General features: G+C 69.7%; 21 protein-coding genes and 3 pseudogenes. 12 read left to right on the top strand and 12 right to left on the bottom strand.

Annotated elements, in window-relative coordinates; translation table 11 throughout:
• Positions 1–52 precede the first annotated feature (52 nt).
• A pseudogene (locus tag DY245_RS09975) lies at positions 53–1,703 on the bottom strand (IS1182 family transposase).
• Positions 1,704–1,998: 295 nt separating this feature from the next.
• Here DY245_RS09975 and DY245_RS09970 point away from each other — a divergent pair.
• A complete protein-coding gene (locus DY245_RS09970; RefSeq protein ID WP_128505706.1) occupies positions 1,999–3,462 on the top strand; it encodes an SDR family oxidoreductase in 1,464 nt (487 codons plus the stop codon).
• A 66-nt stretch (positions 3,463–3,528) separates the two neighbouring features.
• On the opposite strand, the gene DY245_RS09965 is transcribed toward DY245_RS09970, so the two are convergent.
• Positions 3,529–4,455: a LysR family transcriptional regulator gene (locus DY245_RS09965; protein WP_128505704.1), complete on the bottom strand. Its 927-nt coding sequence runs from the start codon at positions 4,453–4,455 to the stop codon at positions 3,529–3,531.
• 145 nt (positions 4,456–4,600) lie between these two features.
• Here DY245_RS09965 and DY245_RS09960 point away from each other — a divergent pair, with 145 nt between their 5' ends.
• Complete coding sequence (locus DY245_RS09960; RefSeq protein WP_128505702.1) at positions 4,601–5,218, top strand: maleylpyruvate isomerase family mycothiol-dependent enzyme; 618 nt, start codon at positions 4,601–4,603, stop codon at positions 5,216–5,218.
• A gap of 15 nt (positions 5,219–5,233) precedes the next feature.
• Here the strand turns inward: DY245_RS09960 and DY245_RS09955 are convergent, their stop codons facing one another.
• Positions 5,234–7,273, bottom strand: a complete 2,040-nt coding sequence (locus DY245_RS09955) for a M3 family metallopeptidase (protein ID WP_128505699.1) — start codon at positions 7,271–7,273, stop codon at positions 5,234–5,236.
• Between the two features lie 152 nt (positions 7,274–7,425).
• On the opposite strand from DY245_RS09955, the gene DY245_RS09950 reads away from it, so the two are divergent.
• On the top strand, positions 7,426–7,860 hold the full coding sequence (locus DY245_RS09950; RefSeq protein WP_128505697.1) for a CBS domain-containing protein: 435 nt from the start codon (positions 7,426–7,428) through the stop codon (positions 7,858–7,860).
• Positions 7,861–8,044: 184 nt separating this feature from the next.
• Here DY245_RS09950 and DY245_RS44245 read toward each other — a convergent pair whose 3' ends face one another.
• Positions 8,045–8,215, bottom strand: a complete 171-nt coding sequence (locus DY245_RS44245) for a hypothetical protein (protein WP_181923601.1) — start codon at positions 8,213–8,215, stop codon at positions 8,045–8,047.
• Complete coding sequence (locus DY245_RS09945; protein WP_244942952.1) at positions 8,212–8,454, bottom strand: hypothetical protein; 243 nt, start codon at positions 8,452–8,454, stop codon at positions 8,212–8,214. Before DY245_RS09945 ends, DY245_RS44245 begins: the two co-directional genes overlap by 4 nt.
• A 57-nt stretch (positions 8,455–8,511) precedes the next feature.
• Between DY245_RS09945 and DY245_RS09940 the strand changes: the two genes are divergently transcribed.
• Entirely contained in the window at positions 8,512–9,135 is a 624-nt protein-coding gene (locus DY245_RS09940; protein ID WP_128505694.1) for a TetR/AcrR family transcriptional regulator, read from the top strand.
• A gap of 69 nt (positions 9,136–9,204) precedes the next feature.
• Here the strand turns inward: DY245_RS09940 and DY245_RS44240 are convergent, their stop codons facing one another.
• From DY245_RS44240 to DY245_RS47505, 3 genes and pseudogenes are all read right to left on the bottom strand, one after another.
• The gene (locus DY245_RS44240) at positions 9,205–9,348 is read right to left on the bottom strand and encodes a hypothetical protein (RefSeq protein ID WP_181923600.1); all 144 of its coding nucleotides are present in this window, start codon (positions 9,346–9,348) and stop codon (positions 9,205–9,207) included.
• A gap of 25 nt (positions 9,349–9,373) precedes the next feature.
• Positions 9,374–9,574, bottom strand: a pseudogene (locus DY245_RS09935) (mycothiol transferase); the annotation flags it as partial.
• Positions 9,575–9,717: 143 nt separating this feature from the next.
• Positions 9,718–10,410 carry a LysM peptidoglycan-binding domain-containing protein gene (locus DY245_RS47505; RefSeq protein ID WP_128505690.1) on the bottom strand — a complete coding sequence of 231 codons (693 nt, stop codon included), beginning with the start codon at positions 10,408–10,410 and terminating at the stop codon, positions 9,718–9,720.
• 872 nt (positions 10,411–11,282) lie between these two features.
• On the opposite strand from DY245_RS47505, the gene DY245_RS09925 reads away from it, so the two are divergent.
• The 5 genes from DY245_RS09925 to DY245_RS09905 all read left to right on the top strand — a co-directional run bounded on the left by DY245_RS09925 (position 11,283) and on the right by DY245_RS09905 (position 14,557).
• The gene (locus DY245_RS09925) at positions 11,283–11,564 is read left to right on the top strand and encodes a hypothetical protein (RefSeq protein WP_128505688.1); all 282 of its coding nucleotides are present in this window, start codon (positions 11,283–11,285) and stop codon (positions 11,562–11,564) included.
• Entirely contained in the window at positions 11,561–12,103 is a 543-nt protein-coding gene (locus DY245_RS09920; protein WP_128505686.1) for an RNA polymerase sigma factor, read from the top strand. The genes DY245_RS09925 and DY245_RS09920 overlap by 4 nt, the downstream gene beginning before the upstream one ends.
• Complete coding sequence (locus DY245_RS09915; protein ID WP_244942951.1) at positions 12,103–12,762, top strand: hypothetical protein; 660 nt, start codon at positions 12,103–12,105, stop codon at positions 12,760–12,762. The genes DY245_RS09920 and DY245_RS09915 overlap by 1 nt, the downstream gene beginning before the upstream one ends.
• A gap of 297 nt (positions 12,763–13,059) precedes the next feature.
• Positions 13,060–13,893, top strand: coding sequence for an SDR family oxidoreductase (locus DY245_RS09910; protein ID WP_128505684.1), 834 nt, complete (start codon positions 13,060–13,062; stop codon positions 13,891–13,893).
• A 160-nt stretch (positions 13,894–14,053) separates the two neighbouring features.
• On the top strand, positions 14,054–14,557 hold the full coding sequence (locus DY245_RS09905; RefSeq protein ID WP_128505682.1) for a metallophosphoesterase family protein: 504 nt from the start codon (positions 14,054–14,056) through the stop codon (positions 14,555–14,557).
• 218 nt (positions 14,558–14,775) lie between these two features.
• On the opposite strand, the gene DY245_RS09900 is transcribed toward DY245_RS09905, so the two are convergent.
• The gene (locus DY245_RS09900) at positions 14,776–15,333 is read right to left on the bottom strand and encodes a helix-turn-helix domain-containing protein (RefSeq protein WP_128505768.1); all 558 of its coding nucleotides are present in this window, start codon (positions 15,331–15,333) and stop codon (positions 14,776–14,778) included.
• Between the two features lie 103 nt (positions 15,334–15,436).
• On the opposite strand from DY245_RS09900, the gene DY245_RS09895 reads away from it, so the two are divergent.
• Positions 15,437–16,360, top strand: coding sequence for an alpha/beta fold hydrolase (locus DY245_RS09895; protein WP_244942950.1), 924 nt, complete (start codon positions 15,437–15,439; stop codon positions 16,358–16,360).
• Positions 16,361–16,481: 121 nt separating this feature from the next.
• On the opposite strand, the gene DY245_RS09890 is transcribed toward DY245_RS09895, so the two are convergent.
• The 3 genes from DY245_RS09890 to DY245_RS09880 all read right to left on the bottom strand — a co-directional run bounded on the left by DY245_RS09890 (position 16,482) and on the right by DY245_RS09880 (position 18,008).
• Entirely contained in the window at positions 16,482–16,895 is a 414-nt protein-coding gene (locus tag DY245_RS09890) for an SDR family NAD(P)-dependent oxidoreductase (protein ID WP_220377874.1), read from the bottom strand.
• Positions 16,896–17,204: 309 nt separating this feature from the next.
• Complete coding sequence (locus tag DY245_RS44235; protein WP_181923598.1) at positions 17,205–17,441, bottom strand: hypothetical protein; 237 nt, start codon at positions 17,439–17,441, stop codon at positions 17,205–17,207.
• Positions 17,442–17,498: 57 nt separating this feature from the next.
• Complete coding sequence (locus tag DY245_RS09880; RefSeq protein ID WP_128505677.1) at positions 17,499–18,008, bottom strand: mycothiol transferase; 510 nt, start codon at positions 18,006–18,008, stop codon at positions 17,499–17,501.
• A gap of 533 nt (positions 18,009–18,541) precedes the next feature.
• Here DY245_RS09880 and DY245_RS09875 point away from each other — a divergent pair.
• Complete coding sequence (locus DY245_RS09875) at positions 18,542–19,258, top strand: TetR/AcrR family transcriptional regulator (RefSeq protein WP_128505675.1); 717 nt, start codon at positions 18,542–18,544, stop codon at positions 19,256–19,258.
• 33 nt (positions 19,259–19,291) lie between these two features.
• Positions 19,292–19,597: pseudogene (locus tag DY245_RS09870) on the top strand (FAD-dependent oxidoreductase); the annotation flags it as partial.
• Positions 19,598–19,602: the final 5 nt, after the last annotated feature.

Raw genomic sequence — 19,602 nt, 5'->3', positions numbered from 1 at the left:
GCTAGCGAAGACGCTGTTGGTTAATTCGGGCCTTGGTTACTTCGCCCCGTCGTTATGCGGCGGGGCGAAGTGCTGCGAGGGGGCTGGTGCGGGTGCGGGCGTGGGGTTGGCCGGTAAGCCAGGCATTGATGCGGATGAGGTTGGTCGCGGCGCCGGTGAGCTGGTGCTGAAGGCTGGTCCTGGCTAGGCCGCGGTAGCGGGATCTACGCAGACCACAGGCTGTACCGCCTGGGAGACAGTGCCCTCTACCCCGGCACGGATCTTGTAGCGGTCCTTCCACTCATCGGTCTGCTGGAGCTTGCGGGCCTGCTGAAGCGCTTCGTATTCCTCGCGGGGTTTGAGGTTGATCTCCCGGCGTTGGGCGTTGGGGGAGTTGACGCATGCCCGCAGCTGGGGGCAGGTGCGGCAGTCGGCCGGAGAGAACCGGACCCGGATGGCCGGCAGCCCGTCTTCCGAACGGCGCTGGTGCCACTGTGTGCTGGTGACACCGTTTGGGCAGGCACGTGCTGGTTGTCCCAGTCGATGGTGAACGCGTCCTGCCCGTAGGCGGCCTCACCACGGGCGTGCGGGACGGTCACGGACTTCAGCGGTCCGTGCAGCGCGATCCCGTGATCACGCTGGGCGGCGGCCAGGGCGCCGGCATTGGCATAGCCGGTGTCGACCCAGTGCTCGCCGGGCAGGAGGTCTCGTTCGGCAAGGCCCGTATGCACGACGGCGGCCATCCGGTCGTCGGGCACGGTGGCGGCGGTGGTGGCCACATTCGTGACGAGGTGCACCGTCCCCGGCTCGCACGTCTCGGTGAGATGGACCTTGAAGCCGTCCCAGAAGATGTCGCGTTTGACGCTTCCCCGGGCCTCGATGTCATAGGGGGTGACCAGGCGTTGGGCGCCCGGCGGCCGGTCTTTTGGGTCCCGCCGCTCCACCTCGCCCTCCACCACGTGGAACTGCTGGATCCACAGCTGCCGCAGGAGCTCCACCTCCGGCAGTGCCCGAAGCGCCAAGGGGGCGTCATCGGCCCGCATCATCTCCAGCAGCCGCATGCCGTCCCTGCCGATCCGGCGCCCCACCTCAGCCCGCTTGGCCTGGGCCTTGGGGAAACGGGAGTCTTCGATGCGGGTCGAGTAGTGGGTGAACCAGTCCGGCAGGGCGTGCGCGCCGAGCCAGTCCGGTTCGGTGCACGCCACCGCGTTCAGTGCCGCCCGCAGACTCTCGCCGACAAGCTCCAGCCAGTTCAGATCCCGTGCCGCAGACAGCACATGCGTAGAGTCGGTCCGTGCCCTGCCACCACAGCTGAGCAGCCCTTTCTCCCGGGCGGCGGTCAGGATGCCGTCCAACACCGGCCGACCGCCGTCGGCGCTGACCAGCCGGTCCCGGAACTCTGACAGCACGGAGAAGTCGAACCCTGGATCGGCCAGCTCCAGTGCCAGCGCGTACTTCCAGTCGATCCGGGCCCGCACCGCCTCTGCGGCCTGCCGGTCGGTCAGCCCCTCCACGAACTGCAACACCAGCACAAGCGCAAGCCGCCCCGGCGACCAGGCAGGCTTGCCTCGCACCGCAAACAGGCCCGCGAACTGCTCATCGGTGAACAGGACACCTAACTCGTCCCTCACCCGGATCGCCAGGCTCCCCTTCGGGAACGCGGCCTGCGCGATCCGCACCGTCTCCGCCGGGATCTCCCCCGACCCCTTCGGCTGCATCGACACCCGCACCCACCCCATACGACAACGTCGGCCTTCAAGACCACAACCAGGTCTTGAAGGCCGACGTCACGCAGGGCCCCGAATTAACCAACAGCGTCTAGCGAAGCGCCGGGCCCTTCGCCGTACGAACCGCGGGGCGGCGACGCGGGGCGTCGAGGGCCCTGCCGAGGACATGGCGCCGTGATCAGCAGCCTGACCACCCCGGCCGGGTTTGGCGGACCCGCCCCTGCATACGTACAGTTCCGCCGAAGCGTGAAGCGAACATACGATCCATACGATCCAGAAAGCGGCAGCGGCGATGACGGTGACCGAAACAGGCCGGGCCGATGGCGCGGGAATCGACTCGGAGCGGATGGCGGTCTGCCTGAGCGTGATCGAGGAGCTTGACGCGCTGCCGCTCGACCACCCCGACGCGATCGCCATACGCCGGGCCACCGCCGGCATTTACCGCAAGGTCAAGCAGCGTCGGCGACAGGAACGCCGGGCGGCCAAGACAGCCAATGACAGGGCGGTGACCGAGGCCACGGCCACCGGAGCGTCCGACCGGATCGACGACGAGACGCAGGGCCTGGCCCTCACCAGCTCCGTGACCACGGAGATCGCCGGAATCCTGCAGCGGCCCCGGTCCTGCTACACCTGCAAGACCCGTTACACCGAGGTCGACGCGTTCTACCACCAGCTCTGCCGCCCCTGCGCCAAGGAGAACCGGGCCCGCCGCGACGCCCGTACCGACCTCTCCGGCAGACGCGCCCTGCTCACCGGCGGCCGGGCCAAGATCGGCATGTATATCGCGCTCCGCCTGCTGCGCGACGGCGCGCACACCACCATCACCACCCGCTTCCCGAACGATGCGATCCGGCGCTTCAAGGCGATGCCGGACAGCGCGGAGTGGCTGCACCGCCTGAAGATCGTCGGGATCGATCTGCGCGACCCGGCCCAGGTCATCGCGCTCGCCGACGAGGTGAGTGCCGAAGGCCCCCTGGACATTCTGATCAACAACGCCGCCCAGACCGTCCGCCGGTCGCCCGAGGCATACGGACAACTGGTCGCCGCCGAGTCCGCACCGCTGCCCGCCGGGGAGCTGCCCGCCTCCCTCGTCCTCGGCCACTTCGGCAGCGGCACCCCCGCGGCCCTCCCCGCCGCCTCGACGGCCGCCCTTCCCGCGCTGACCGCCGAGAACCTCACCTCCCTCGCCCTGACCAGCGGCTCCGCCTCGCCGGCCCGGATCGAGGCGGGCACCGCGATCGACGCGGGCGGGCTCGTACCGGACCTGCACGAGACCAACAGCTGGATCCAGAAGGTGGACGAGGTCGACCCGGTCGAGCTCCTGGAGGTCCAGCTGTGCAATATGACCGCGCCCTTCCTGCTGGTGAGCCGGCTGCGCCCGGCCATGGCCGCGGCCTCTGCGCGCCGTAAGTACGTGGTGAACGTCTCCGCGATGGAGGGCCAGTTCAGCCGCGGCTACAAGGGCGCCGGCCACCCGCACACCAATATGGCCAAGGCGGCGCTGAACATGCTCACCCGCACCAGCGCCCGGGAGATGCTGGACACCGACGGCATCCTCATGACCGCCGTGGACACCGGCTGGATCACCGACGAGCGCCCGCACCCCGACAAGATGCGACTGGCTGACGAGGGCTTCCACGCCCCGCTCGACCTGGTCGACGGAGCGGCCCGCGTCTACGACCCGATCGTGCGCGGCGAGCTCGGCGAGGACCTCTTCGGCTGCTTCCTGAAGGACTACGCGCCCGCGGCCTGGTGACCGGCGCCCGTCGAGAAGGTCACCCATACCGGCTGCTCTCCGCCGCGCCGGTCAGCCGGCGGTTCATCACCGCGCGACGCTGCCCGGCGTGGGGAAAGCGGTGCGCAGCCGCCCCAGCAGCGCCCGTGCCGCGGGGCCGGCCGGCCCTTCCGTACGCCAGGCCAGCGCGATCCGGCCGCGTGGCCGCGGGTCGGTGATCTCCAGCGTCCGCAGCCCGAAGTCCGACGCCGTGCCGGCCGGCAGCGCCGGCACCACGGCCACGCCGAGACCACGGGCGGCGAGCTGTGCCAGCACGGGCGGGGCGGCTGCCTCGAAGGCGATGCGGGGCCGGAACCCCGCTTCCGTACAGGCGCGTTCGAGCACCCCGCGCAGGCCGGTGCCGCGCGGCAGGCTGATCAACGGGCGATCGCGGAGCGCGGCCAGCGGGACGCTCGTACGGCCCGTGTGCGTCATGAGCGGGTCGTGCGGGGTGACGGCGGCGACCAGGGGCTCGTCGACCACGACCTGTAGGGAGAGGCCCGGCGGCGGCTCGTGACCGGGCAGGCCGGCCACGGCGATGTCCAGTTCACCACGGTGGAGCGCGGCGAGCATCCGCTCCGAGGTGTCTTCGGTGAGGGAGATCTCGACCTGGGGGTGGTCGTCGTGGAAATCGGCCAGGAGGGAGGTCACATCGAAGGTGTGGGCAATGCTGGCGCCCGAGACCAGGCCGATCGCGACATGGCCGCGGAGCAGTCCGGTGAACTCGTCCACGGTCTGCCGAATCCCCTCGACCGCGGCGAGCGCGGCCCGTGCGTAGGTGAGTACGGCCTCGCCCACTTCCGTCACGGTCACCGACCGGCCGGAGCGGTCGAGCAGCGGCTGCCCCAGCTCCCGTTCGAGCTGCCTGATCTGGGCGCTCACCCCCGGCTGGGCCACGTGCAGACGCGCGGCGGCGCGGGTGAAGTTGGCGTCCTCCACCACAGCGACGAAGTACTGCAGCTGCCGAAGTTCCATAACCGGTGATTCTAGTGACGAGAACATCAAGCTCTTGGACTTATGACGGAAGGATCAAGAACCATGTAGCCATGGGGAGTTCGAGCACCACCTGACGCCGGGCCCCGGCCCCAGTGCTCCAGAACGGACGGAGAGCGGAACACCGATGGACATCAAAGCGCTGATAGCGGCCGAACGCCGGGAGCTGGCGGCCATGTTGGACGGTCTGTCGGCCGAGCAGTGGGACGCTCCGTCCCTGTGCGCGGGGTGGCGGGTACGCGAGGTCGCGGCCCATATGTCGATGGGATTCCGCTACTCGCTCCCCAAGACCGTGTCCGAACTCGTCAAGGCGGGCGGCAACATCCACAAGATGGCCGACCGTTGCGCCCGCAGGGACGCGGCCGCCGCTTCGACGCAAGAGCTCGCCGACTTCCTCCGCAACAACGCGGATCATCCCTGGAAGCCGCCGGTCGGCGGAATCGCGGCGGCGCTGGGGCATGACGCGATCCACGGCCTGGACATCACCGTCGCGCTCGGCCTCGACCGCCGGATTCCCGAAGACCGGATGCGGGTCCTCCTGGACAACGTCACCCCCAAGGGCGCCAAGTTCTTCGGAGCCGACCTCAGCGGCATCGAACTCCGCGCCGACGACCTCGACTGGTCCTTCGGTACGGGAACGCCGCTGTCCGGCGCCGCCCAGGACCTGTTGCTGGTCGCCTACGGCCGGAAGGTCCCTCCTGGCCGTCTGCGCGGAGAGCCGCACAGCCGTTTCGTCGCCGGCTGAGGCGGGCTCCGCAGATCAGCCGTCCAGCCCGTGCCGGGCCAGCAGCGGACCGATCTCCGCATCGCGCCCGACCACGGCACGGAAGGCCTCCATGGGGTCGACGCTGCCGCCCTTGCCGAGGAGTTCCCGGCGGAAGATCTCACCACTCTCGCGGATCGTCTTTCCGTTCTCGCGGAACCAGCGCACGGTGTCGGCGTCCAGCACCTCGGCCCAGCGGTAGCCGTAGTACCCGGCCGCGTAGCCGCTGCTGAAGATATGGGCGAAGTAGCCGGTGCGGTACCGCGGCGGGATCGCGGCCACCGCGAGACCCCAGCGCTCCAGCGCGGCCGCCTCGAACGCCTCCGCATCGCCTTCCCCGGGCGTATCGCCGTCGGCGGCAAGGGTGTGCCAGGCCCAGTCCAGCACCGCGGCGGCCTGGTGCTCCACCATCCGGAAGCCGGCGCCGAAATTCTCCGCCTCGCGCAGTCGGGCCGGGAGTTCGACCGGCATCGGCTCGCCGGTGACGTGATGCCTGGCGTAGTGGGCCAGTACCTCGGGCCAGTCCGCCCACACCTCATTGACCTGGGAGGGGAACTCGACGAAGTCGCGCGGCACCTGGGTACCGGCCAGCAGCGGGTAGCGGACGTCGGAGAACAGACCGTGCAGCGCATGCCCGAACTCGTGGAACAGCGTGGTGACTTCGCTCCACGTCAGCAGTGCGGGCTCGCCCGCCGGGGGCTTGGCGATGTTCAGGTTGTTGACCACCACGGGCTTGTGTCCCAGCAGATGAGACTGCGTCACCAGCGATTCCATCCAGGCGCCGCCGCGCTTGGACTCGCGGGCGTGGAAGTCGCCGATGTACAGGCCGAGCGGGCTGCCGTCGGCGTCGTGCACCTCGAAGACACGGGCGTCCGGGTGGTACGCCACCAGGTCGGGGCGCTCGGTGAAGGTGATCCCGTAGACCAGTCCGGCGGCGTGGAAGACACCGTCGTGCAGTACGGTCTCCAGTTCCAGGTAGGGGCGCAGCGCCGCGGCGTCCAGGTCGAACCGCTCCCTGCGGACCCGCTCGGAGTAGTACTGCCAGTCGGCCGCCCGGATCTCCGTGACGCCGGCGGCCCGGGCCAGGGCAGCACCCTCGCGCTCGGCGTTGGACACGGCGGGGGCGACCAGCCGGCTGAGCAGGTCCTCTACGGCGTCCGTGGTGCCCGCGGTCCGGTCGGCGACCTCCCAGGCGGCATGGCTGGGGTAGCCGAGCAGGGCGGCGCGCTCGGCGCGCAGCGTGGCCAGGGCGACGGCGATCGGACCGTTGGTGTCGGCACCGCGCCCGAGCGAGGCGGCGAGCAGACGCTCGCGCAGTACGGGATCCGCGAGCGCGGCCAGCTCGGTCTGGTTGGTGAAGTTCTTCAGGCTGAGGACGAACTTGCCCTCGTGGCCGAGCGCGTTGGCGTTCTCGGCAGCGGCGGCTATCTGGTCCTCGGGCAGACCCGCCAGATCCTCGGCGCTGTCCAGCACCAGCGCGGCGGCGGCCGTGGCCGCGCGCAGGTTCTTGCGGAACTCGGTGCTGCGGGTGGCGATCTCGGTGTTCAGCTCGCGCAGGCGCCGCTGCTGCTCCGGGGCGAGGCGCGCACCGGCCCGGACCCGGCGGGTGTGGTGCCGCTCCAGCAGACGCAGCTGCTCCGCGTCCAGCCCGAGCCGCTCGCGCTGCGCGAAGAGCGCGTCCAGGCGCGCGAACAGCGCGGCGTCGAGCAGGAGCGCATCGTCGTGGGCGGCGAGCCGGGGAGCGATCTCGCCTTCGAGCGCCTGGATCTCCTCGTCCGTGTCCGACGCCGCCTTGTTGAAGAACACCCGGCGCACCCGGCCCAGCAGCGCGCCGCTGCGCTCCACCGCCTCGACCGTGTTCTCGAAGGTCGCGGGCTCGGCGCAGGCACCGATCGCCGCCACCTCTGCCAGTTGATCGGCCATCCCCCGCTCGAAGGCAGGCAGATAGTGATCGTGCCGGATCCGCGCGAAGGGCGGCAGCTCGTAGGGCAGATCACTCGGCTCGAAGAAAGGATTCGATGTCACAGGCACCGACATTACGCCCGGGGGTGGCACCAGGTCCGGCGGTCGTCCGATGCGGCCGACCGGGGGAGCGCCTTCCGGAGCCCGTTCCCGGGAAGCGTCGTTGGACCATTCGTGGTGTCATCGAAGGCGAGGCAAGCAAATGCTCCTGAGACGGGAGGAATCTCATGGCCAGCAAGCTGCGAGCCCGAGACATCATGACCGGCGGAGTGCGCTGCGTGGGTGCGCATGAATCGCTCTTCGACGCGGCCAAGATGATGCGCGATCTGGATGTCGGCTGCCTGCCCATCTGCGGTGACAACAACAAGCTCATGGGCATGATCACCGACCGCGACATCGTCGTCACCTGTTGTGCCGAAGGCGTGGACCCGGCGACCGTGCAGGCCGGTTCCCTGGGCGGTTCGCTGCACTGGATCGACGCCGATGCCGACGCCTCCGAGGTCCTGGCGACCATGGAGAACAACCACATCAAGCGCCTGCCGGTGATCGACGTCAAGGGCGGCCACCGCCTGGTGGGAATGATCACCGAGGCCAACCTCGCCAAGAACCTCAGCGACAAGCAGATCGCGGAGTTCGCCACCCGCGTGTACGCGCCCGCCTGATACCTCGGCACCGGCCGGTGCCGGGAAACACCAGCGACGCTCCACCGGGCCGGAACACGCTCGGCGCGCCCGAGCCGAGAACGCTTCAGCCCGGCGCGCCGCTTGCGTGTGCGGTCCGGTCCGGCGCCGGGCCGGAGCGGATCTTCCTGGACGGACTTGGGCGGAGATCCTCCCGGACGGGCTGTCAGCCACCGGCCTCATCGGGCCGGTCCTTCGTGTGGCCGGCTCTGCGCCAGATCACCGTCATCCCGAGCGCCAGGACGGCCAGCGCGACGACAACGATGATGCCCTTGACCGCATGGTCCACCAGCAGGTGATGGACGAGGTCGGCCGAGTCCATCGCGAGGTCGGTCATCGCCTACCGTCCCGGCGCCGCGCACCGGAGGGGCCGTCCTCCAGTCGCCGGGCAGCGGCACGCACTGCCGCACGCACGGCGGGCTCCGCATACCGGCGCGCCTGATCGAGCCGGCCCCTGCGCTTGAGGGCCAGAGCGATGGCGAAGACCACCAAGGCCAGCACCACGAGGGCGCCCGCGATCAGGCCGAACCTGATGAACATGAGGTTGAGGTACCGCTCCATGATTCCCTCCAGCATTTTTGTATCACACCCATGATAAAAAACAATTTATCACGAGCGTGATACAAAGAGGCCATGCCGAAGCTCGTGGATCCGGAAGCCCGCCGCCGCGAGGTCGTCGACGCCCTGTTCCGCGTCGTCGTCCGGGATGGCCTGCAACGCACCTCGCTGCGCGCCGTCGCCGACGAGGCCGGACTCAACATCGGCTCGCTGCGCCACTACTTCTCCAGCCAGCAAGACCTGATGGACTTCGCGATGCAGTCGATGCTCGACGGCCTCACCGACCGACTGCTCCAACACGTCGAGCGGATCGGAGATCTGAGCCGGCACCCCCACCCAGAACGACTCCGCCTCGTGGCCGACCTCCTGGCTGAGCTTCTGCCGCTCGACGAGCGCCGCCGCGCGGAGGTCACCGTCTTCCTCGACTTCAACGCGGCCGCCCGCACCAACCCCGCCTTCAGGGACCTCTCGCACCAGGCCGCCACCGGCACGAGACGACTCGTGCGCCGCGTCCTCACCCGGCTCGACGAAAGCGGCACCCTGCGCCCCGGCCGCGACCTCGACATCGAGACCGAGCGCCTGACCGCACTCCTGGACGGCCTCGGCCTCAGCGCCGTACGGCACCCCGACGTCCTGAGCGCCCAGACATGCGCCGAGGCGCTACGCGTCCACCTGGAGGACCTGTCCGACGGGCGATAGCGGGCCGGGGTTCGCCAAGCTCACCGCATACGCCGGCAGCCCCATGACCGTAAGCCCCGCGCCCCGGGACTACCGGTTGACGGCGGACATCCCCAGCTCGTCGTAGCGCTCACCGGCGGCCAGGGGGAGCGCGTTGAGCTGCTCGATCTGGCGGTAGGGCGCCGACGATGTCCTCGCCGGGTGTGTTCCGGTCGCCCCGATGCGGCCGACCACGTACCGGAATCCGGCAATACGACGGTTACTGTCCCACTCTCCCGTCGATCCGCTCGCGCAGCAGGTCGGCGTGGCCGTTGTGCCGGCCGTACTCCTCCACCATGTGCACCAGCGGCGGCCCGTCCTGCCGCGCCAGCCGCGCCCTGAACAAGCGGCGCTCCACGTCCGTCAGATGGCGCACCAGCCCGAGCAGCGACATCGTGGAGGGCTCCACGGAACGATGCGAATCCGCCACAGATTTCCGCGCGGCCCTCGGCCCGCAGCCCTGTCACGCGGGCAGGCCGCCCGCGGCGCCACGGACGGCCTGCAACCCGCTTACGGGCTGTAAAATACCCGGGTATTCCGGATTGCGCTCAGGTGCTCATGTGCTCAGTTGCCGCCGGAGTGCGGTACAGCCAGTCGCATCCCCGGGAAAATGAGGTTCGGATTCGCGCCGATCACCTTGCGGTTCAGCCGGTAGAATTCCCGCCAGTTGAAGCCGTGCGCATGCGCGATACCGCTCACGGTGTCCCCGGGATTGACGATGACCGAGCCGCCGGAATTCGGCAGGCGCCGCGCCTTGTAGCGCTTCTCGTGGGACGGCGGGTGACCGACCCGCTTGCGGGCGGGCCGATGGGTTTCCCGCCGCGGCGTCGTGCGCGGGGTGGTGGTCCGCGGGGCGCTGTGCGCCGTGGACGAGTTGAGCCCCAGGCGGGCCGAGCAGGCGGGCCACGCGCCCCACCCCTGCCGGGCCAACACCCGCTCCGCCACCTGGATCTGCTGCGCCCGGCTCGCATGTGCCGCCCGTGCCCCGTACGCCCCGCCGCCGAATGAGCGCCAGGTGGAGTGGGCGAGCTGCAGCCCTCCCGAGAACCCGTTCCCCGTATCGATACGCCAGTTTCCCCCGCTCTCGCAGCCGGCCAGGCGGTCCCAGGCCCCGCCGCCCCGGGCCTCGGCCGGCTGCTCGGACGTCAGGTTCAGCGCGCCCGCCGCCAGCAGTACGGCGGCCGCCGTGATGCCGCGTACTCCGCAGCCCCGAAATTCGCTCCGGGCGGTCGATTCCGATACCTGAGGAAATTCCATGCGTGTGCTCCCGTCGCTCGCCGCACAGTTGCCTGCCGGCTATTGAGGAAACGTGACGCCTTGGCGGGTTATCGCATCGAGTTGTGTTCGGGTGAGCGATATCCGTCCGGCGTCATGAATTCGACGGGGATGAGACAACCACGCACCGAGTTCGCATCGGCAGAGCGCGCGGTAGCGCCGTCCCGGTCCGGCCTGCCCCCTTGCCGCCGGAGCGGGAGCGTGCCTGGGCGGGACGCCCCCGTTCTGACGGGAGGGGCGCACCCCTCATGCCTCAGGCGCATGACTCCCCGCTGCCGGACGATCACCTGCTCGGTGCAGGGGGTGTCCGCCGAGCGCATCCGGCGCATCTGATGCACGCGCTGCGCAGGTCCGCACGCACCGCGCACGGACCCCTCGGCGGTGCAACGGCTCGTCCCGCCCTGGCGCGCGGTGCAACGGCCCACCCTGCCCGCATCGTTCGGAGCGGACCGCGGGCCCGCGAGACCGCCCGTCCGTGAGACCGGCCGTCCACGAGACCCGCTCCGCCGGCCGCAGAGGAACGGTCGCTCGGCGGCAAGCCCCCGCCGAAGCTGCTGTGCAGCTGCCACTGCTGACACCCCGTCGCCTCCGGCTCGAAGGAGAACTGACGGTTATCGAACGGGAGTTACTGACCATTAAACCTACCGTCAATGTGGCGTTGATCACTCCTTGTGAAGGAAAGTGCAGGTCGGGAGCACGTTCTGCAATTGATCGATCACTTTCTGCTGATTATGTGCGCAGCCTGATTAACCCTGAAGGGGCCCCTCGTCGGTGAGAGGGATAGGAACGCACGTCATGTTCCGCCCCACCCGCAACGACGCGGGTGGCCAGCAACTTTCATGAAGGGAGGGCTCGTGGAGCACTTGGGGCACTCATGGCCCTGGTACGCGCTGGCACTGGTCGGCGTCTACCGGTTGACCGCCACAGGACTCGACGCCCTTGTCCGGCGAGTGGTCCGCACCGCCTCGCAGGCCCGTGCGGAGCACCACCACGTCACCGCCCGTACCGCCCCCGCCGCACCGATGCAGCGCGGCCCGCACGCCCAAGCCCGCCCGGGACATGGCATGTTCCCGGACGCCGCCATTCCGCCCTCGCTGCGACCACCGACGACCTCCTGCTGCGAGGAGGCCCGGTGAACGAGCACTCTCCCCTGGCCAGCCCGACCGACCTTCCGCTGGACTTCGAAGTCTTCTTCCAGCGCGAACAGAAAGCCCTCCTCGCCGTCGCCGCGTCCCGGCTCAGGGACCGCCGGGACGCGGAAGAGGCCACCTTGGAAGCCGGCCGCCGTATGTACATCAAGTGGGAGCGCATCCTCGCCCACGTCAATCCCAAGGCCATGACCTACACCATCCTCAACGGCGTCATCTCCGACTTCTACCGCCGAGAGATTCGCAACAGCTGTGTACAGCCCTTCGCCGACCCGCCCGACACCGCCTACCTTCAGGAGCTGCGCAGCTGCGAACCGCTCGATCTCGCCCTGGACGAACTGGAGTCCACCGCGCCCCTCCAGGCCAACTCCGTACGCCTGCGCCACCTGGCGGGCCTGTCCTACGACCAGATCGCCGAGCGGCTGGGCACCACACCCGGCGCCGCGAAGGTCAGCACGAGCATCGGACTGCAACGGCTCAAAGCGATCATGACGAACGGTTCCTGCGGGGACGGAGAGGACATGTGATGCTCGAAGACCTGCTACGACGCCAAGCCGAAGCCCTCCACCGCGAGTTCGCCGACCACGACCCGGTCGCCTTCACCCAGCGCCTGGCCGCCCGCATCGCCGACGGCACCGGCCGCGAACCGGACCGCATCACCCGCGGCGCGGTCAGCGGCATCCGCCCCACCCCCGTACGCCCGTCCCACGACCGTGGCCGCCGGCGCCGGCGCCCGACCCCCATCGCCGACCCGGCGATCGCGCCCGCGGCCGTCCTCGCGGAAGCCCGGCGGCTGTGCAATGTCGTGTTGCGCTCCAAGGACATAGACACCCTCGGTGCCTTCGCCGCGGACTACGACCCTGCCGGCGCGAGAACCTTCGCCTGCCTCCTCTACACCCTCGACAAGTGGGACAGCGCGCTGTACTGGTGGCGCTTCGCGGCCGGCGCCGGCGACGAGCTGGCTGCCCATCTGCTCGCCGTGCACCATGCCGCGGTCGGCAGCAGCACCGACGCCCGGGTGTGGCGGACGATCGCCCGAATGATGGGGTTCGCCCTCGACCTGCATCTGCCGGTCCCGATCCGCGGAACCTCGGAGCTGGCCCAGGGCTTCGCCCGCTCCTGGGACAGCAGCCTGCAGACCTTCCTCCGGCAAAACCATCTGCCCCGCGAACTCGTCACACACTGACGAACCCGCGGCTGTCCGACGGGCGCGCCATGCCTGTCGGGCAGCCGCGGCGGTTCGGTGTCCCCGGATGGCGGCCCTCGGCGTGGCCGATCGGAAGGCGGGGCAGGGGGACGGGTAAGGGCAGAGAGGGGACGGCTGGTCGCTGGCGGGGTACTGGTTCCCGGACCAGGTATTCGGCGTTCGTGGGCCGGAAGGATGCCGGAAGGATGCCGGAAGAGCGCCGGAAGAAACGCCGGAACGACGCCGGAAGGGCCCCGGAGGGCGCCGGGACGATCGAGCACGAGGAGCGAGAACGCGATGGGCACCGCAGAGAGCGCGGGAGAGAGCGTGAACGCCGGGACGGCAGGTCAGGGCGAAGCCGCAGTGGGCACCGGCGTCGGCCGGAAGCTGCTGTCGGGCAGCGTGGCGTTGGTGACCGGTGCCTCCAGCGGCATCGGCGCGGCCGCCGCTCTGGCGCTGGCCCGGGAGGGCTGTTCCCTCGCGCTGGTTGCCCGCCGTGCCGAGCGACTGGAGGAGCTCACACAGGAGATCAGCGAACTGGGAAGCCCGTCCCTCGCCCTGCCTGCCGATCTGAGTGATGCGGCTCAGGCGCGTCAGGCGGTCGAGAAGGCGGTGGACCGCTTCGGGCGGCTGGACGTGCTGGTGAACAACGCCGGCTTCGGCGCGCGCAGCTCGGTGGAGGACAGTGATCCCGAGGACTGGGACCGGATGATCGACCTCAACCTCAAGGCCGTTCTGCGGATGTCGCACGCCGCGCTCCCACACCTGTTGCGCGCGGCGAAGGAGGGGCCTCGGGGCGTCGCCGACCTGGTGAACGTCAGCTCGGTCGCGGGCCGGGTGCCGCGCAAGGACAACAGCGTCTACTCGGCCACCAAGCACGCGGTGTGCTCGTTCAGCGAAGCCCTGCGCCAGGAGGTGACCGGGCGAGGCGTCCGGGTCGGACTCGTCGAACCGGGCATGACCACGACGGAGATGACACTCGGCAGCCAGGCCGCATCGGCCCACGGACTTCCGCAGGACACCTGGCTGAAGGCCGAGGACATCGCCCGCTCCATCGCCTTCATGATCACCCAGCCGGCGCATGTGGCGATCAACGAGATCACAGTGCGCCCGACCGCCCAGGAACGCTGAGGTCTGGACGCTGACTGCCGCTCACACATCCGTGAGTCGGTCGAGGGGAGAGAGGAGAGGGGAGAGAGGGAGAGAGGGGAGGCGGTCGAGGGGAGGGCAGAGGCGTGCCGGGGTGCCGGACGTCGTAGTGTCCGGGCCCGTCGACGGCTACGGTCACCTCGTGCGACTCCTGCTCATCTCCGACACCCATCTGCCCAAGCGCGCCAAGGCGCTGCCCCCGCAGCTGCTCGACGAAGTGCCGCGCGCCGACGTCCTCGTACACGCCGGCGACTGGGTCGACACCGCCACCCTGGACCTGCTGCAGGCCCGCGCCCAGCGGCTGATCGGGGTGTACGGCAACAACGACGGTCCGGAGCTGCGGGCTCGGCTGCCGGAGGTGGCGTACGCGGAACTTGAGGGAGTGCGGCTCGGCGTGGTGCACGAGACCGGCCCCGCGCAAGGGCGTGAGCGTCGTTGCGCCGAACGCTTCCCCGAGCTCGATGTGCTGGTCTTCGGCCACAGCCACATCCCCTGGGACTCCACGGCCGAGGACCGGCTGCGCCTGCTGAACCCCGGTTCGCCGACGGACCGCCGGCGGCAGCCGTACTGCACGTATATGACGGCGGAGGTGGCGGCGGGCCGCCTGACCGCGGTGGATTTGCATCGCTTGCCGCGGGGGAGTTGAGGCCGCGGCAGCTCGAGGCACTCGGGCGGCCCGGGCCGACTTATGGACTGTGCCGGCACATGGACCCGTCCGACTTGTGGACCGGGCCGGTTCATGGACTGTGCCGGCACATGGGCCAGGCCGACTCGTGGACCGGGCCAGTTCATGGACCGGGTGCACTCCCGGCTACCGAAGGCGCTGTCTCAACTCCGTCGGCGCGCTCAGTGGCGTGACGTGGCTCAGTCCTGGCTGCCAGTGGCGCCCGGGGGGCGCTCCTCGGCCGGGAACAGAATCGGGCTGATCAGGTGTCGGGTGCGCTCCGGTGAGGGGGCGTTGCCCATCCGGGACACGATCACGCTGCGCATCTCACCGATCATCTCCGTGAGCTCGTCCCGGCTGAGCCAGAGCGCGTGCTGGCGATACCCCACGAGGTCGGCCGTCGGGTCGGCGTGGCCTCGGTCGAGATAGGCGTTGAACTCCGCCAGCAGGGCGGCCATGGCGACGGCGAACCCACGGCGGTGGTCGTCCAGCGAAATCGACGCGGCCGTATCGGCGTCGATCATCGACCGCGCTCGATTCAGCCGGTAGCGGCGCTCGACCGCGCCCCGGACCCGCTGCTCGCTCTCGACCTCGAGGATCCCCGCATCCGCGAGGAGGCCGACATGCCGGTACACGGTCGCCTTGGATACGTCCGGCAGAAGGTCGCACAGCTGGGCGGTGGTGAGTGTGCGACCGCCGGTCATGGTGTGCACGATGCGCAGCCGGACCGGGTGCAGGAGGAGGTCGACCGTGTCCATGTCCATGGACATACGATCTCACGCCAGATACCTTTCTCAAACCTGAGAATGTAGTTCCAGGGATGCAGAAATGCAGAGCTACAGATCCGCAGAGGGAGCAACCGTGCCGCACCGATCACCGGCCCACCCGCAGACCACCGTCCCCGCGCCGCCGCTGGGGAGCCTGTTCGATGTCGCGGGACGGCGGCTGATGCTGCACCGATCCGGCCACGGAGGCCCGGCCGTGGTGTTTCTGCCAGGCGCCGGACTGGTCGGCCTGGACTACCTGAACATGCACCACCGCGTCGCCGAGCTGACCACCAGCGTCCTCTACGACCGCGCAGGGACCGGTTGGAGCGAGGCGGCCGAACTTCCCCGCACCGCCACCGAGGTCGCCGACGAACTCCTGGAGCTGCTGCGCGCCGCCGAAGTGCCCGGCCCCTATCTGCTGGTCGGCCACTCCTTGGGCGGCGCCTACGCACGCCGCCTGACGCAGCGCTACCCCGAAGAAGTGGTGGGCCTGCTCCTGCTGGACCCCTTCCACGAGGACCTCCACGCGCGCGGGCCCCAGGAGGCCCGGGACAAGGTGAAGGAGATGGCGAGCCAGCAGGTGCCGGAGCTCACCGAGGAGCAGATCCAGCTCTCCCGCAGCCAGATAGCGCCGCTCTTCGCGAGCTGGCCGGACTCCGTCCGCGAACCGCTCATCGAGCACCATCTCCACAGCGCCTGGCGAGCCGGCCTGGACGAGAACAAGAACATCTACGACCACGTCGCCGACGAACTCCGGCACGCACCGGCCCTCCCGGACGTGCCGATGATCGTGCTCACCGCTCTCGGACATGACGCCACCCAGGCCCACTTGTGGCCCGAACCCGTACTGCGCGAGATCCACCGCATCACGCACGCCCTCCACGCCCAACTGGCCGCGTCCGTACCCCGTGGCGAACACCGTGTCCTCCACGATGCAGGACACGGTTTCCTCCACGAGGAGCGCCCGGACGCCGTACTCCAAGCGATCACCGACCTACTCCGCCAAGCGGACAGGTAACGGCAGCGAGCACATCGCGCACCCCTCCGCATTCCGCGACGTAGAGGCTGGCCGGGGGGCGGCGGCAAGCTGCCGACGCCTCCCCCCGATGTCACACACGGCCAAGGTGCCCGTGCGGGGATCAGCGGAATGCGGTATCCGCCCCTATCGCCTCCACCGCGTCTAACTCCTCCAGCCGGGACCGGAGATGCGCACGGATCCAGCCGAAGGCCTCGGCCCCCAAAAGGAGCCGGAGCGGCGGGTCGTCGAGGCCGACGGCGGCGATGATGGCCTCGGCCCCGCGATGGGGGTCGCCCGGCTGGGTGCCGTGGGAGGCTTCGAGCGCCTGGCGTGCCGGAGTGATGAGCTCGGCGTAATCCTCCATCGGCTCGCCCCATCGCAGCGATCGCCCGCCGAAGTCGGTACGGAAGGGGCCGGGTTCCACGATGGTGACGCGAATGCCGAGGTGGGCGACCTCGGCCGCGAGGGCCTCGGACATCCCTTCCAGGGCGAACTTCGTTCCGGCGTACGCGGTGCCGCCCGGCCCCGCCACCACACCGATTCACCGACGACATCTGCACGATATGGCCCGACCGCTGCCGTCGCAGAAGCGGCAGAACGGTGCGGTTGACCGCCACCGTGCCGAAGACGAGGCCAGTCCCGGCACGGGTGCCGAACACCAAACCGGTGGTGCCCCGGGGCACCCCGGCCGGGGCGGCAGGTCCGGCTCGGCCCATCGCGTCCCAAAGGGGCGCGGCGCTCAACGCCAACTCGACGAGCCGCGCGACATCGGCGCTCAAGGTCTCCTCGGTCAGGGTCTCGACGGCCTTGCCCCGTGCGCGGGTCGCGGTGCTCTTGGCCACCGTCACGATGCCGTCCCGCCGGAATCGCGGGCGTACTCGTAGTCCGTGCGCAGACGGTGCACCTGTGGCACCAGGTGATAGCCGTTCGCGGCGTAGTCGTCACCCTGCATCGTCACCTCGTCCCGCCCGTCGGACGACGAGGCATGGAACGCGCGGATTTCCCTCCTCAGCCCCGTCTCCGCATCGAAGACGTACCACTCGTCTCCGCGCAGGTGGCCACCGAGCATGGTCGTCGGCATCGTCGGTCAACCCCCCGGCCTTCGCCGGGCTGTTGTAGTTCCTCGCAGGGGCGATGCTCAACGGCCGAGCATGCCGCGAACGTAGGCGGCCTGGCCGGCGTGCTGGAGATCGTCGGCGATGACGCTGATGAGGCGGACTCCCAGGGTGACGGGTGGTGTCCACACCCGGTCGACGATGCGCTTCAGGTCCTTGTCGCCAACGCCGGCGAGGAACTGCACCGTGTTGTCGTGGACCGCCTCGTGATAGTCGGTCAACAACTGGGCGCTCAGGTCGCGTACGGCTGCCACGTCCTTGCTGGAGTGGCCGTAGCCCGTGGCATCCGCCGCGAACGGCAGATCGAAGCGTTCGTACCAGCCGCCCGAGGTCCAGATCTGCTCGGTGTCGGCCGCACCGGCGACGTGATCGTCCTGGATCCTGGTGAGGTGCCAGACCAGCCAGCCGATCGAATTGGCATCGTCATCGGGCTGGGTGCTGAGCTCGTCGGGGCTGAGCCCGGTGACCACTTCTTCGACGACCTCGCGGATGCGCCCGAAGGCGTCGACAAGCAGGTCCGTGCTGGCGGTCATACAGGCTCCTTTACGGCGACGGAGATCTTCGCGCGAGGTTCCGCGGACGGACACCGTTTGCTGGTGACCGACGTAGCCGGTCGACCGGCCTATGTCCGGTTGACCGGCGCAACCGGCCGACGGAGGTATCCGGTCGACGGAGGTACCCGGTTGACCGACGTCTCGCGGTATCGCGCTCCGGCGGCGGCCAGGCACCCGAAGGCGTCAGCCCCGGCAGCTCGCTCATGGTCGCAAGTCGGGCGGAGGAATGGGGAAGGGCAGGCCGGGAGGCTGCATTTTCGCCAGTCACCGAACTCGATCGGCCTCTTCATGCCGCCTGCATGGCGACTCAGGGCTATTGGCATCCCCTCTCGTGGCATCTGGTCATCTGGTCATCTGGTCATCTGGCTATCTGTGCCGTCTGCGGCATCCCCGCCGCCTCCTTGTCACATCCCCGCGCAGCCTCGGCGTGCGCCGCCAGATGCGAGAAGATCGCTGACGAACACGTTCGTAACGAACTTGTTCGCTACGAACGTGTTCGTTACCTTGGATACATGACAGCACACTCCGATGCACGGCGGAGCCGCCGGGAACGACCGTCGAAACCGGCGCTGACCCGGACCGGCATCATCGCGACCGCGGTCGAGCTCATGCGCGCCGAAGGCCTGCAACGGGTCACCATGCGTCGCCTCGCGCAGGAGCTCGACACCGGGCCGGCTTCGCTCTACGTCTACGTCCGCAACACCGCCGAGCTGCACGCGGCGGTCCTCGACGAGCTGCTCGGAGCGGTCGACCTGAGTCCGGTCGAGGCCACCGGCGACTGGCGTGACCGGGTCGTACAGGTTCTCACCTCCTATACGACGGTGTTGTTCGAACACCCCGGTCTCGCCCAGTCGGCCCTGGTCGCCCGCCCCTCCGGGCAGCGCTACCTGGACCTGCTGGAGGCGCTGCTGTCGCTGCTCGGCGAGGGCGGCATCCCGGACGACCGTGCGGCGTGGGTGCTCGACCTGCTGCTGCAGTTCGGGACCGCGACCGCGGCCGAGCACGCCACCCCCGACCGGGCCGCCGCCGCCCAGGCCGAACAAGATGCCCTCACCACGGCGCTACGGACCGCTTCCAGCGAGACGCACCCGCACATCGCCGCGCTCGGCACCGAGTTGCTCTCCGGGTCCGGCCAGGCTCGCCTGGCCTGGGGCTTCCATGTGCTGATCAACGGTTCGCTGCACACACCCAGGCCGGACACCGCATCGCCCGAAGGCGGCAAGTCGTAATCCGTCATCACACTGCACCCGGGAGTCACGAAAGTGTCATCACGCCAGTCGATCACCGTGGTCGGCGCGGGTCTCGGCGGCCTGACGCTCGCCCGCGTACTGCACTTCCACGGGATCGAAGCGGCCGTCTACGACCTCGACGCCTCGCCCACCGCCCGCGACCAGGGCGGCATGCTGGACATACACGAGGAGTCCGGCCAGGCGGCACTGCGGGCCGCCGGCCTCCACGACCAGTTCCGCGGGATCGTCCACCCCGGCGGCGAGGCCATGCGCATCCTCTACAAGGACGCCACCGTCCGGTGGGAGGACAGCGGCGACGACGGCAGCCGGCCCGAGGTGACAGC

This window comes from Streptomyces inhibens (genome assembly GCF_003389455.1).
Taxonomy (GTDB): domain Bacteria; phylum Actinomycetota; class Actinomycetes; order Streptomycetales; family Streptomycetaceae; genus Streptomyces; species Streptomyces inhibens.
The sequence above is the reverse complement of the archived record's forward strand: the minus strand, read 5'-3'. Positions and strand labels throughout refer to the sequence as shown.

Excerpts from the sequence above, each read along its gene's own strand:
- DY245_RS09970 (WP_128505706.1), top strand. The coding sequence starts at position 1,999 with ATGACGGTGACCGAAACAGGCCGGGCCGATGGCGCGGGAATCGACTCG.
- DY245_RS09965 (WP_128505704.1), bottom strand. The coding sequence starts at position 4,455 with ATGGAACTTCGGCAGCTGCAGTACTTCGTCGCTGTGGTGGAGGACGCC.
- DY245_RS09960 (WP_128505702.1), top strand. The coding sequence starts at position 4,601 with ATGGACATCAAAGCGCTGATAGCGGCCGAACGCCGGGAGCTGGCGGCC.
- DY245_RS09955 (WP_128505699.1), bottom strand. The coding sequence starts at position 7,273 with ATGTCGGTGCCTGTGACATCGAATCCTTTCTTCGAGCCGAGTGATCTG.
- DY245_RS09950 (WP_128505697.1), top strand. The coding sequence starts at position 7,426 with ATGGCCAGCAAGCTGCGAGCCCGAGACATCATGACCGGCGGAGTGCGC.
- DY245_RS44245 (WP_181923601.1), bottom strand. The coding sequence starts at position 8,215 with ATGACCGACCTCGCGATGGACTCGGCCGACCTCGTCCATCACCTGCTG.
- DY245_RS09945 (WP_244942952.1), bottom strand. The coding sequence starts at position 8,454 with ATGCTGGAGGGAATCATGGAGCGGTACCTCAACCTCATGTTCATCAGG.
- DY245_RS09940 (WP_128505694.1), top strand. The coding sequence starts at position 8,512 with ATGCCGAAGCTCGTGGATCCGGAAGCCCGCCGCCGCGAGGTCGTCGAC.
- DY245_RS47505 (WP_128505690.1), bottom strand. The coding sequence starts at position 10,410 with ATGGAATTTCCTCAGGTATCGGAATCGACCGCCCGGAGCGAATTTCGG.
- DY245_RS09915 (WP_244942951.1), top strand. The coding sequence starts at position 12,103 with ATGCTCGAAGACCTGCTACGACGCCAAGCCGAAGCCCTCCACCGCGAG.
- DY245_RS09910 (WP_128505684.1), top strand. The coding sequence starts at position 13,060 with ATGGGCACCGCAGAGAGCGCGGGAGAGAGCGTGAACGCCGGGACGGCA.
- DY245_RS09900 (WP_128505768.1), bottom strand. The coding sequence starts at position 15,333 with ATGGACACGGTCGACCTCCTCCTGCACCCGGTCCGGCTGCGCATCGTG.
- DY245_RS44235 (WP_181923598.1), bottom strand. The coding sequence starts at position 17,441 with ATGCCGACGACCATGCTCGGTGGCCACCTGCGCGGAGACGAGTGGTAC.
- DY245_RS09880 (WP_128505677.1), bottom strand. The coding sequence starts at position 18,008 with ATGACCGCCAGCACGGACCTGCTTGTCGACGCCTTCGGGCGCATCCGC.
- DY245_RS09875 (WP_128505675.1), top strand. The coding sequence starts at position 18,542 with ATGACAGCACACTCCGATGCACGGCGGAGCCGCCGGGAACGACCGTCG.